This is a genomic window from Demequina sp. (genome assembly GCF_024642165.1).
Classification (GTDB): domain Bacteria; phylum Actinomycetota; class Actinomycetes; order Actinomycetales; family Demequinaceae; genus Demequina.
On the sequence record NZ_JAHEBP010000062.1, the window covers coordinates 1 to 11,207 of the forward strand.

The following is an 11,207-nucleotide window of genomic DNA, read 5'->3' on the forward strand; positions in this document are numbered from 1 at the left end:
TACGCGCCGTCGAATCGAGCGCGGCCTGGCTCCGGTTGAAGGCTGCGGCGACAGCGCTGCAGCCGATGCAGGTCAAGAACGGCTCGATCCCGGACACCGCCGACCACGCCGCGGCACGCGTCCACGTCGACACGATCGTCGCCTCCATCGACGCCCTCGCGCCGTTGTTTCCGCACGATGCGGCCTACCTGAGCGCTCTCCCGGTCGACTTCGCGCGTTGGGTCGACGGCGGCTTCTGCGAGCCGGACTTCCTCGACTCGCTGGTCGCGTTCCAGCCCCAGCGTCACAGGGTCGACGGCATGCGCCACCTGATCGTGTTCCCCATGTACACGCAGAACGGCTCGTCGAACCGTCACGTCGAGGCCCTCCTGGTCGAGGCGATCTGGCCCGACTTCGTCGCCGAGCTCGAGGCGGGTGACTACGGCAATGCGCTGTTCGTGTCGCTGCGCCTGATCGACTTCACGCCCGGCTACGACACCAACTCGGCCGTGCTGTTCCCCGAGACCATCGCGATGCGGGAGATCCCGCGGTTCACGTGGGGAGCGATCTTCCAGGATCGCGAGGCCGCGCGCTACCGTCGCGTGGTCGCGGCGGCCGCCGACGTGACCAAGCTGGCCATGCCCGCCGAGGCCGCGGAGATGCTCGCGGATCAGGAGCTGGCCGAGCGCACCTTCGTCATGTGGGACATCATCCATGACCGCACCCACATGCGCGGCGACCTTCCCTTCGATCCGTTCATGATCAAGCAGCGGATGCCGTTCTTCCTCTACACGCTCGAGGAGCTGCGGTGCGACCTCACGGCGTTCCGTGAGTCGGTCGCCATCCAACGCGGCCTCGACTCCCGCATCGCCGCCGGCGAGGAGCTCGCCGCGATCGAGCGCGACACCCGCAAGCACGCGACGCTGGTCCAGTACGCGATCATCTTCGATCGCATCTTCCGGTTCCCGATCACCGGGTCGCGAGTGCGCAACTACGACGGACTGGGCGGGCAGTTGCTCTTCGCGTGGCTGCACCAGAAGCACGTCCTGGAATGGCGAGACGTCGAGCTCAGCGTCGACTGGGACAGGCTCCCGGCCGCGGTGATCGAGCTCAGCGACGCGATCAACCAGCTGTACTGGGAGTCCATCGACCGCCCTAAGACAGTCCACTGGCTCAAGGCATACGCGCTGGTGTCTCAGGTCCTCACTCCGCATCCCGCGTCCGTGTGGGCGCAGGGTCTGCCGCGCGACGTGCTCGAGGGCCCCCCGAAGGGCTACACCGATCTGGTCATGGACGACGAGTTCCCGCTGTCCATGTTCTTCGAGGCGCTCGACAAGAAGATGCGGGCCGTCATCGAATCGACGGCCGGCATCCGGGCGACTTCAGGCTGACGATGCCGGACCCACGGGGCGGACGGTCCGCGCCGCGCGACCACTGCACGGCGCGGCGCATGCACCCGGGGGACGAGACGGGGCCGCGGGGACCCCGCCCTAGAACGACGAAAGGCCCGGTCCATTCGGACCGGGCCTTCGCGTGAAGTACGCCCCCGGGGACTCGAACCCCGAACCCGCTGATTAAGAGTCAGCTGCTCTGCCAGTTGAGCTAGAGGCGCATCGGTCGCATCGCGACGCGAGAAGCAACATTAGCAGGCGGGCGCCGGTGATGTGAAATCCGGCGGAGCCGGAATGAGCGGGCCACCGGGGGGCGTTAGGAGCATCATGAGCGACACTCGACTGAGCGTGGGCGACACCGCCCCGGACTTCACCGCCCCCACCGACTCCGGCACCTTCAGCCTCGCCGACCTACGCGGCAAGAAGGTGGTGCTGTACTTCTACCCGGCGGCGATGACGCCCGGCTGCACCACGCAGGCGTGCGACTTCCGCGACTCGCTGGACGCGCTCAACGGCGCCGGCTACGAGGTCGTGGGCGTCTCCAAGGACTCCCCCGCCAAGCTCGCCCAGTTCCGCGAGGAGGAGGGGCTGACCTTCACCCTCGTCTCCGACCCGGACCTCGCGGTGCAGAACGCGTATGGCGCGTGGGGCATGAAGAAGCTCTACGGCAAGGAGATCGAGGGCACGCTGCGCTCGACCCTGGTGATCGACGAGGACGGCAAGGTGGCCCTCGCCCAGTACAACGTCAAGGCGACGGGACACGTGGCGAAGCTGCGCCGCGACCTCGGCCTGGACTGACGCATCGTCCCAGCGGACCCGCCCCCGCCGGACCCGCCGCCGCCTCCCGCCACTCCCATTCGCCGCGGGGACCTGAGCGTCGGTTGGGCGAGATCTCGGCCCGCTGGGGGGAACTGAGCGCCGCGCGCGTCTATCCTTGAGCCGCGCGCGAGTGGCGGAATTGGCAGACGCGCTGGATTTAGGTTCCAGTGTCTTCGGACGTGGGGGTTCGAGTCCCCCCTCGCGCACCAGTCGCCCCGCACCGGATCACCGGAGCGGGGCGCTCGCGTCTCCGCCCTGCACCGATCAATCCGGTACACGAGTGCACGGTCCGGCCGCAGACCGTGCCGCGATGTACCGAATTGCGGTCGGCGCGTAGCGGCGAGCCCCGGCCGCAGCACGAAGGCCCGGCCCCCGAATCGATCGGGAACCGGGCCTCGTGGACTGCGTGTGACGTCTAGTGCTGGGCGTCCTCGTGCTCGGCGATCTTGGCACGGACCTCGTCCATGTCGAGCCCCTCGACGGCGCCGACGAGCTGCTGCAGCGCCGGGCCGGGCAGGGCGCCCGCCTGGTTGAAGACCATGATGCCGTCGCGGAAGGCCATCAGCGTGGGGATCGCGGTCACGCCGAACTTCATGCCGAGCTCCTGCTGAGCCTCGGTGTCGACCTTGGCGTGAACGATCTCGGGCTTGGCCTCGGAGGACTGCTCGAAGATCGGCGCGAAGCGCTTGCATGGGCCGCACCACTCCGCCCAGAAGTCGACGAGGACGATGCCGTCCTTGGTGACGGTCTCGTCGAATGTCTCGTTGGTCAGTTCGATCGTTGCCATGGATTCCTCTCCTGCAGTGGATACCCCCCGGGGGTATATTACCACTGCCCTCTGCTCGGTGTCATTGCGATGTTCAGGTTGTCACGCCTCGGCGCGGATGGCGGTCCACACGCGGCGAGGCGGTAGAAAAGAGTCATGACCGACATGGCCGAGCTTCCCGACGAACCCACCGGCTGGCTGTCCGACCGCGAACTCGACCACGTACGGAGCGAACTCCCGCTGGTGTACGTCAACGTGATCCCCGTCCGGATTAATCCCATGGGCGAGGTGACGGAGGTGGGCCTGCTGCTGCGCGCCTACGACGGCGTCATCAGCCGCGCGGTGGTCGCCGGCCGCGTCCTCTATCACGAGCGGATTCGCGACGCGATCGTGCGCAACATGGAGAAGGATCTGGGGCTCGCGGCCATGCCGCAGGTGCCGCTGTCCCCCACCCCGCTCGCCGTCGCCGAGTACTTCCCCACCACCGGCGTGACACCGTTCCACGACTCACGGCAGCACGCCGTCGCGCTCGTCTATGTGGTTCCCGTCGCGGGGACGTGCGAGCCCCAGCAGGACGCGCTGGACCTCACGTGGCTGAGCCCCGAGGAGGCGGCCAGCGACGAGGTGGCCGAGGAGATGGCCGGCGGCCAGCACGTGCTGCTGCGGCAGGCGCTCGCCCACTGCGGCGCCCTCACCTGAGCGGGCCTCACGCCAGCAGGGAGCCCAGCTCCGCCCACCATTCCAGCCGCGTCGCGCGCCCGTCATACGAGGCACGCCCCTGATTGCGACCGCTCGGGCTGGGCAGCACGAACACCCGCGCGCCCTCGAGCCTCCACTCCTGCACGCCGAGCGCCGGGCGCGCCCGCCCCAGCCAGCGCGCGCAGGCGCCGCCGGCCTCCTTGGAGGTGAAGGCCACCCAGGCGGGACGATGCACGGCCACCTTCGCGGCCAACGCCGGGACGTCGTACGGCAGGCCGCGGTCGTGGCTCTGCGCCATGGTCTTCACCAGGTCCGTGAGGCCGATGCCGAACTCGCCCACCCGCGCATCGTCCCCGGGCTCGAGTGGGACGGGCACGATGCCGGCGTCGCGAAGGAAAGCCCAGAACCGGTTGCCCGGGCCGGCGTAGTAGTGGCCGCGCGCGGCCGAGGCGAGCCCCGGCGCGGTGCCGCAGAACACCGCGCGCAGGCCGGGCCCGAGGATGTCCGGCAGCACGGGTGCGACGCCCATGTCAGGACCGGAGCACCTCGGCCACATGCGGCGCCAGGTCGCGGAAGGCCTTGCCCCGATGCGAGATCTGGTTCTTGCGCTCGGGCGAGAGCTCCGCGTTGGTGACCGTCTCGCCGCCCGCCACGAAGATCGGGTCGTAGCCGAATCCCCCCGCGCCGGCGGGCTCCGTCGCGAGGCTACCGAGCATCTCGCCGATCACCACGTGCTCGTCGCCTGCGGGCGTCACCACCACCGCGGCGCACACGAATCTGGCGGTGCGCAGCGGCGCGGGAATGTCCGCCATCTGGGCGAGCAGCAGCTCGAGGTTCTCGCGGTCCGCGCCGTGACGTCCCGACCACAGCGCGGAGAAGATCCCCGGCGCCCCGCCCATGATGTCGACCGCGATGCCCGAGTCGTCGGCGATCGCGGGCAGCCCGGACGATGCGGCCAGGGCCCGCGCCTTGATGAGCGCGTTCTCCGCGAACGACGCCCCGTCCTCGACCGGCGACGGCGCGCCCAGCTCGCCCGCGGACGCGACGTCCCCGCGCGTCAGGCCCGGCACCAGCGGCGCGAGGATGTCCCAGATCTCGCCCACCTTGTGGGCGTTGTGCGTGGCGATCGCGAGGCGCGCCACGGGTCAGCCCTCGAGCGCGGCGGCCTGCAGGCGGGTCAGCTCCGCATTGCCGGCGGTGGCGAGCGCGAGCAGCTCGTCGAGCTCGGTCTTCGAGAACGGGACGCCCTCGGCCGTGCCCTGCACCTCGACGAACCCGCCGGCGCCCGTCATCACCACGTTCATGTCCGTCTCCGCCCGCACGTCCTCGACGTACGGGAGGTCGAGCATCGGCACGCCGTCGATGATGCCCACGGAGATGGCGGACACTGATCCGGTCAGCGGCATCGCCCCGGGCTTGATCGCCCCCCCGGCCTGGCCCCACGCCACCGCGTCCGCGAGCGCGACGTAGGCGCCGGTGATGGCGGCGGTGCGGGTGCCGCCGTCCGCGTCGAGGACGTCGCAGTCGAGCACGATGGTGTTCTCGCCCAGCGCCTTGACGTCGATGATCGCGCGCAGCGAGCGGCCGATCAGCCGCGAGATCTCCATGGTGCGCCCGCCGATCTTGCCGCGGACGCTCTCGCGATCGTTGCGGGTGTTGGTGGCGCGTGGCAGCATCGCGTACTCGGCGGTGACCCAGCCGGCGCCCGAGCCCTTCTTCCAGCGCGGCACGCCCGGCGTGAACGATGCGGAGCACAGCACGCGCGTGTCGCCGAAGGTCACCAGGCACGAGCCTTCGGCGCTGCGCTGGAATCCGCGCTCGAAGGAGATCGGGCGGAGCTGGTCGGGGGTGCGGCCGTCGGCGCGGGTGATCGTCATGCCCCGAGCCTAACGGGGCCTCCTCGCCCGACAGTCCGCACGGAGTTGAGGCCGACGCGCGGGTCCGGGCCACCGGATCGGCCGTTCGCGCCCGCGTGTCCCGTCCAACTCCGTGCGCAGTGTCAAGCGGAGGGCGCCAGGCGGGAGCGCGTTCAGAGCACGTACGTCTCGCCGGGCGCCGCGAGTGCGACCGGCGCTCCGTAGGCGACCGCCGCGAGCTCGAGCGTGCCCTTCGGGTCCACCCACGAGGCGACGTGCGTGACCACCAGCTCCCCGGCGCCGGCGTCCCGGGCGAGCGTGCCCGCCTGCGTGCCGTTCATGTGAACACCCTCAGGGTTCACGCGGGAGTGGGCCCACCCGGCCTCGGCGAGCAGCAGGTCGCAGTCCCGGGCCAGCTCGAGCACCTCGTCGCAGCGATCGGTGTCGCCGGTGAACACCAGCGTCGAGTCGCCTCCCCGGGCCGAGGGCCCCGTCACCCTGACCGCGACCGCCGGTACGGGATGCCACGCCCGCGCGAACTCGAGCGCGAACGGGCCCACCTGCGCGCGGTCGCCGTCGCCAACGGGGGTGAAGGCGAACGGGTCCAGGTCGTGCTCATCCTCGGAGCCCGCGATCTGGACGATGCGCCGGTCCAGTCCGGCGGGACCGTACAGCGGCAGCGGGGACAGGTCGAGCTCCTTGGTGGGGCCGTAGCGGCGCAGCACGGACAGCGCCGCGAGATCCGCGCAGTGATCGGGATGGCCGTGAGAGACCACCACGGCGTCGACGGTGGCGGGGTCGCAGTACCGCTGGAGCGGCCCCACGGCCCCCGAGCCAAGGTCGAGGACGATGCGCCAGGTGCGTCCCGCATCGTCCGCCTCGAGGAGGTAGCAGGAGGCGGGAGAGTCGGGGCCGGCGGTGGACCCGGCGCACCCCACCACGGTGAGCCTCACGGCGCGGCCTCGATCACGCCGATCGACTCGACCCGGGTGACCACGGGGCCCAGGAAGCGCTGGGCGAGCGCCTCGAATCGGTCGCGGGGGCCGGTGGCGGAGAACCGATGCACCGGCGGCCGCTCCCCCGGATTCTCGAGGCCGTTGGCGGCCAGCACCCGGTAGACGTCGCGGGCGGTCTCGGACGCGGAGTCGACGAGCGTGACGTCGGGTCCCATCACGTAGCCGATCGCGCCGGCCAGCAGCGGGTAGTGCGTGCATCCCAGGATCAGCGTGTCGACGCCGGCCTCCTGGAGCGGCGCCAGGTACTCGCGGGCCACCTGCTCGACGCGGGGGCCGTAGGTGATCCCGTCCTCGACCAGCTCGACGAACCGTGGGCACGCCTGCGAGGTGACCTCGATGTCCGGGGCGGCCGCGAGCGCGTCCGAGTAGGCGCCCGAGGTGACGGTGGCGACCGTGCCGATCACGCCCACGTGGCGCGAATGGGACAGCGCGGCGGCGCGGCGGGCCGCCGGCAGGATCACCTCGACCACCGGGATGCCACGCTCCTGGGAGAAGCGCTCGCGCGCGTCCCGGAGCACCGCCGCGGACGCGGTGTTGCAGGCGATGACCAGCGTCTTCACCCCGTCCTCGACCAGCGCGTCCATGATGTCGAGCGCGTGGCGCCGCACCTGCGCGATGGGGAGCGGCCCGTACGGTCCGTGCGCGGTGTCGCCCACGTAGTGGACGGACTCCGCGGGCATCGTGTCCATGATCGCCCGGGCGACGGTGAGCCCGCCCACGCCCGAGTCGAACACCCCGATGGGCGCCTCGTTCATTCCGTTCCTCCCAGCGTGAGGGAAACCAGCGACTCCTGCAGCCAGGTGAGGGCGTCGTAGAGCATCCCGAGCCACAGCCGCTCGGGGTCGATGCCCGTCTCTGCGGCCGAGGCGTGCTTCAGCGTCACGCTGGCGGCGGCGATGTCGCGATGCAGCGCCTCCGCGTCCTCGTCGGAGTCCAGGCCCAGCCGCGAGGCGACCACCAGCCGCACGTCGGTGAGCGCCGCGGCGGTGGCCATCACCTGGTCCGCCGGGACCACCCAGTCGTCGCCCTCGGCGCTCAGGTCCTCCCACAGCCGCCGCAGCCGCTCGAGCTTGGTGGCACGCAGGTCCTCCTGGGTGAGGCGCCGGAACTCCTCGGCGACCTCGCGGTCCGTCGGCGACGCGTTCGGCAGGAGCCTCAGCAGCGCCGGATCGTCCGGCTCGACCAGGGCATCTCCGATGCCGTCGAGGAAGCGCAGCGCCTCCGCCAGGTCCTCGCGTTGCGGGCGCCGCTCGCGCTCATCCACGCCGAAGGCCTCGCCGCCCAGCAACAGCCCCACGTCCGCGACGATGCGGGCGATCACCAGGCGCTCGTCCTCGTCGAGGCCGGCGACGGCCTCGCCGTCGCGCGCGGCGAATCCCCTCACTCGCCGCTCCTCTGAAGGGTCGCCCACAGGCCGAAGCCGTGCATCGCCTGCACGTCGACCTCCATCTTCTCGCGGGAGCCGGCGCTCAGCACCGAGCGCCCCTGCTCGTGGACCTCGCGCATGCGGGCCTCGGCCTCCGGTCGCGGCAGCCCGAAGTACTCCTGGAACACGCGCGTCACGTAGGTCATGAGGTTGACCGGGTCGTTCCACACGATGGTCACCCACGGGTCACCCAGGCGCGTGTCCGTCGCCGCATCGGTCTGGAGCTGGTCCTGGGTGCCCACGGGTCCAGCGTACGGGGAGGCACCCTGGAAACCGCGGTTGACGAGCCCCGGTCCGGGGTGCGCCGCGGATCAGTCGTCGTCGTCGGAGCCGAAGGCGCCGTCGATGATCTCCTTGCAGGCCGGGCACACCGGGAAGCGATTCGGGTCTCGCCCGGGCACCCACACCTTGCCGCACAGCGCGATCACTGGTTCGCCGGACATCGCCGATTCGAGGATCTTCTCCTTGCGCACGTAGTGCGCGAAGCGCTCGGCATCGCCGGGCTCGACCAGTTCACGGGTCTCGGTGCGCTCGATCGTGCTGGTGCCGCCCTGCGGCTGGGTCATGGGCTCGAGGGTCTCGCTCATGGGGGCCATGGTACGCGGCGAGCGGCCGTCGCGGCAGGGTCAGGCGACGGCCGCGAGCAGCCTGCCCGACCGCCGGTCGTAGACGATGCCGCCGAGGCGCACACCTCCTACATACGCGCCCACGCCGATGGCGATGCCCAGCGCGCAGGCGAGCCACCCCCACAGCGGCGACACGGTGAGCGACAGCACGAACGGGATCACCACCAACGGAAGCAGCCCGATCGCCACCGCCGATGAGGCGAGCTGAGCGACGAATCCGGCGCCCACCGTGCCGGTCTCCGCGCCGAACGGGTTCTGGCCCGGGGCCGGCGCGCGATACGGGACCAGCACGGAGCTGACCGCGGCGACCCCGAGACTGACGCCGAGCACGCCCACGGCCGCACCGATGAGCCCCGGCGCATCCTGCCAGCTGCGCGTCCAGACCAGGGTGGCGAGCGCCACGGCGATCACGACCGGCAGGGCCCACGCCGCGGTCGCGGAGATCCGGCCCCGCATGACGGCGCGACCGAGCCTGCCCGAGACCACGTCGAGCCACAGGGCGGTCGAGTCGAACGCGACGTCGTTGTGCCGGCCCCAGCCCACGGTCGCCGCGAGCAGCAGGGCCACCGCGTAGGACCACCGCGGGTCGAGGTCGAACACCGGGACCACGAGGACGAAGAACGCCGAGGGGAGCAGCAGCACCCCGGCCAGGGAGGCGAGGTACCGCGGATCCGACAGCCACGCGCGGCGCAGGCGTGCGTGCACGGCCGCCGCCGGGCCGTCGGCGGGGACCGCGAACCCGGGCCTCGCATCCAGCACCTGATCGTCGCGGCGGCGGGATCCGCCGCCCCGGGCGAGCGGGACCACCAGGGAGCGCGCCACGTTGGCGCGCCACGCGGCATGGAGCACCACGGCCCACAGCGCCTGCAGCGCGAGCCGCCACCCCGCGCCCCACCAGTCGCCGTCCGCGGCCGCCAGGGGCGCCGCGGCTCCCGCGCCAAGAGGCGTGAGCGCCAGCTGGCTCAGCAGCAGGTCGAAGTCCGTCTCCAGCACGGTGCTGAGGCCCTGCGAGAACAGCAGGTACGCGAGCGGCACCAGCGCGCCCAGCCCGAGCAGCATCGCCGCCGCCGTCGCCGCCTTGGCGCGGCGCGAAGCGAGCACGCGCGTGCCCCACAGGGCGGCCACGCGCGCGCCGAACACCAGGCCCACCAGGGTCAGGCCCATCCCCAGCAGGGCGACCAGTACGGCAGCCGAGCCGTCCGGCCGCCACGAGAAGCCGATCAGCCCGAACGCGAGCGCGAAGTACAGGACGGGCAGCGTGAGCAGCGCGGCGGCCGTCAGGCCGGGCATGATGCGGCGCGCGTCCGCCCCCACGGAACGGAACCGCGCGGGATCCAGGGTGTCGTCGAGACCGGACACCAGCAGCGGCACCAGGACCCACCCCAACCCGGCGATCACCGCGATCACCACCGCCGCATCGGCTCGCACATCGGCCGGCTGGCGCGCGAGCGCCGACTGGATCCAGAGCAGAGAGGGGATGAAGACCAGCGCCCACAGCACGCCGAAGCCGATCAGCACCGCGCGCCACCAATCGCGGCGCATGAGGTGCAGCGCCGTCCGCAGGCGGATCCCTAGGACTGTCGCAACCACGTCAGGTCCCGATGCTCGCGCACGTCGCCCACCAGCTCGACGAACCGCTGCTCGAGGTCCGCGCCGCCGCGCACCTCCATCACCGAGCCGTCCGCAAGGATGCGGCCCGCGCCCACCACCGCGACGCGATCGCACAGCCGCTCGACCAGCGCCATCACGTGCGAGGACATGACCACCGTGCCGCCGGACTCGACGAACGAGGTGAGGATGCGACGGATCGCGCCGGCGGACACCGGGTCGACGGCCTCGAAGGGCTCGTCGAGGACGAGCACGCGCGGGGCGTGGACCAGCGCGCACGCCAGCCCGATCTTCTTGGTCATGCCGGCGGAGTAGTCCATGACCAGGGTGCGGCCGGCACCCTCGAGGTCGAGCGCCGCAAGTAGATCGTCCCGGCGCCGGCGCGTGGTCTCCCGGTCGAGGCCGCGCAGCCGCGCCGCGTAGGAGATGAGCTCCGCGCCCGTGAGGCGATCGAAGGTGTGGAGCCCGTCGGGCAGAACCCCGAGCATGGGCTTGGCGACCTCGGGCGCGGCCCAGAGGTCGACGCCCAGCACGTGCACGGTGCCCGCATCGGGCTGCAGCAGCCCGGTCGCCATCGACAGCGTGGTGGTCTTGCCGGCTCCGTTGGGACCCACGACCCCGTAGAAGGACCCGGCCGGGATGTCGAGATCCACCCGGTCGACGGCGAGCGTGTCGCCGAATCTCTTGGTGAGCGCGCGCAGCGACAGCGCGGGCGCGAGGGCACTGGTCACCACCTCAGAGTAGTGCGGCTGCCGTGCGCGGGATAGGAAGCCGGGCCTCTCACGTCCGCGCCCCGGCGCGGGGTCCGGCCTCGTCCTGACGCCTTCCGGCGCGCTGCGCGTGACACTTAACCTACGGTCGCGTAGGGTTGTCGCATCCGCATCACGAGCGACCCGCTCACCACCCGACTGAGAAGTCACCACGAGCCCAGGAGAGGCATGTCCGCTTCGCCGTTCGCCGCACCGTCCCTGCCCGTCAACCACGTCACGCGCACCTTTGCGCCGCTCGCGAGCACGGTCCG

Annotated in this window: 14 protein-coding genes and 2 tRNA genes; 4 read left to right on the forward strand and 12 right to left on the reverse strand. The window is 71.7% G+C overall.

Going from position 1 to position 11,207, the window contains the following annotated elements; all coding sequences use genetic code 11:
• Positions 1-1,370 (forward strand): DUF6421 family protein (locus Q0L54_RS07100; RefSeq protein ID WP_296666557.1); only part of this gene is annotated, 1,370 nt, incomplete at its 5' end.
• Between the two features lie 148 nt (positions 1,371-1,518).
• Here Q0L54_RS07100 and Q0L54_RS07105 read toward each other — a convergent pair.
• Positions 1,519-1,591, reverse strand: a tRNA-Lys gene (locus Q0L54_RS07105).
• Between the two features lie 106 nt (positions 1,592-1,697).
• On the opposite strand from Q0L54_RS07105, the gene bcp reads away from it, so the two are divergent.
• Both bcp and Q0L54_RS07115 read left to right on the forward strand, forming a co-directional pair.
• Entirely contained in the window at positions 1,698-2,168 is a 471-nt protein-coding gene (gene bcp / locus Q0L54_RS07110; protein WP_296666560.1) for a thioredoxin-dependent thiol peroxidase, read from the forward strand.
• A 145-nt stretch (positions 2,169-2,313) separates the two neighbouring features.
• Positions 2,314-2,398: transfer RNA gene (locus tag Q0L54_RS07115), tRNA-Leu, on the forward strand.
• A gap of 206 nt (positions 2,399-2,604) precedes the next feature.
• Here Q0L54_RS07115 and trxA read toward each other — a convergent pair.
• Positions 2,605-2,976, reverse strand: coding sequence for a thioredoxin (gene trxA / locus Q0L54_RS07120; RefSeq protein ID WP_296666562.1), 372 nt, complete (start codon positions 2,974-2,976; stop codon positions 2,605-2,607).
• Between the two features lie 135 nt (positions 2,977-3,111).
• Between trxA and Q0L54_RS07125 the strand changes: the two genes are divergently transcribed.
• Positions 3,112-3,654, forward strand: coding sequence for a DUF4916 domain-containing protein (locus tag Q0L54_RS07125; RefSeq protein WP_296666564.1), 543 nt, complete (start codon positions 3,112-3,114; stop codon positions 3,652-3,654).
• Positions 3,655-3,661: 7 nt separating this feature from the next.
• Here Q0L54_RS07125 and Q0L54_RS07130 read toward each other — a convergent pair whose 3' ends face one another.
• From Q0L54_RS07130 to Q0L54_RS07175, 10 genes are all read right to left on the reverse strand, one after another.
• A complete protein-coding gene (locus Q0L54_RS07130; protein ID WP_296666567.1) occupies positions 3,662-4,183 on the reverse strand; it encodes a mismatch-specific DNA-glycosylase in 522 nt (173 codons plus the stop codon).
• 1 nt (position 4,184) lies between these two features.
• Positions 4,185-4,796 carry an RdgB/HAM1 family non-canonical purine NTP pyrophosphatase gene (rdgB, locus tag Q0L54_RS07135; protein WP_296666570.1) on the reverse strand — a complete coding sequence of 204 codons (612 nt, stop codon included), beginning with the start codon at positions 4,794-4,796 and terminating at the stop codon, positions 4,185-4,187.
• A gap of 3 nt (positions 4,797-4,799) precedes the next feature.
• Positions 4,800-5,531, reverse strand: a complete 732-nt coding sequence (rph, locus tag Q0L54_RS07140; RefSeq protein ID WP_296666573.1) for a ribonuclease PH — start codon at positions 5,529-5,531, stop codon at positions 4,800-4,802.
• 152 nt (positions 5,532-5,683) lie between these two features.
• Positions 5,684-6,463 (reverse strand): MBL fold metallo-hydrolase, encoded by a 780-nt coding sequence (locus tag Q0L54_RS07145; protein ID WP_296666575.1) that lies wholly within the window; start codon positions 6,461-6,463, stop codon positions 5,684-5,686.
• Positions 6,460-7,281, reverse strand: coding sequence for a glutamate racemase (gene murI / locus Q0L54_RS07150; protein WP_296666578.1), 822 nt, complete (start codon positions 7,279-7,281; stop codon positions 6,460-6,462). The genes Q0L54_RS07145 and murI overlap by 4 nt, the downstream gene beginning before the upstream one ends.
• Complete coding sequence (locus tag Q0L54_RS07155) at positions 7,278-7,910, reverse strand: DUF2017 family protein (RefSeq protein WP_296666580.1); 633 nt, start codon at positions 7,908-7,910, stop codon at positions 7,278-7,280. Before Q0L54_RS07155 ends, murI begins: the two co-directional genes overlap by 4 nt.
• Positions 7,907-8,194 carry an ATP-dependent Clp protease adapter ClpS gene (gene clpS / locus Q0L54_RS07160; RefSeq protein ID WP_296666582.1) on the reverse strand — a complete coding sequence of 96 codons (288 nt, stop codon included), beginning with the start codon at positions 8,192-8,194 and terminating at the stop codon, positions 7,907-7,909. The genes Q0L54_RS07155 and clpS overlap by 4 nt, the downstream gene beginning before the upstream one ends.
• Before the next feature lie 69 nt (positions 8,195-8,263).
• On the reverse strand, positions 8,264-8,548 hold the full coding sequence (locus tag Q0L54_RS07165; protein ID WP_366937946.1) for a DUF3039 domain-containing protein: 285 nt from the start codon (positions 8,546-8,548) through the stop codon (positions 8,264-8,266).
• 30 nt (positions 8,549-8,578) lie between these two features.
• The gene (locus Q0L54_RS07170) at positions 8,579-10,168 is read right to left on the reverse strand and encodes a hypothetical protein (protein ID WP_296666587.1); all 1,590 of its coding nucleotides are present in this window, start codon (positions 10,166-10,168) and stop codon (positions 8,579-8,581) included.
• Positions 10,150-10,917: an ABC transporter ATP-binding protein gene (locus Q0L54_RS07175; RefSeq protein WP_296666589.1), complete on the reverse strand. Its 768-nt coding sequence runs from the start codon at positions 10,915-10,917 to the stop codon at positions 10,150-10,152. Before Q0L54_RS07175 ends, Q0L54_RS07170 begins: the two co-directional genes overlap by 19 nt.
• Positions 10,918-11,207 lie beyond the last annotated feature (290 nt).

Bases quoted from the DNA above. Each gene is read 5' to 3' on its own strand.
- bcp (WP_296666560.1), top strand. From the start codon at position 1,698: ATGAGCGACACTCGACTGAGCGTGGGCGACACCGCCCCGGACTTCACC.
- trxA (WP_296666562.1), bottom strand. From the start codon at position 2,976: ATGGCAACGATCGAACTGACCAACGAGACATTCGACGAGACCGTCACC.
- Q0L54_RS07125 (WP_296666564.1), top strand. From the start codon at position 3,112: ATGACCGACATGGCCGAGCTTCCCGACGAACCCACCGGCTGGCTGTCC.
- Q0L54_RS07130 (WP_296666567.1), bottom strand. From the start codon at position 4,183: ATGGGCGTCGCACCCGTGCTGCCGGACATCCTCGGGCCCGGCCTGCGC.
- rph (WP_296666573.1), bottom strand. From the start codon at position 5,531: ATGACGATCACCCGCGCCGACGGCCGCACCCCCGACCAGCTCCGCCCG.
- murI (WP_296666578.1), bottom strand. From the start codon at position 7,281: ATGAACGAGGCGCCCATCGGGGTGTTCGACTCGGGCGTGGGCGGGCTC.
- Q0L54_RS07165 (WP_366937946.1), bottom strand. From the start codon at position 8,548: ATGGCCCCCATGAGCGAGACCCTCGAGCCCATGACCCAGCCGCAGGGC.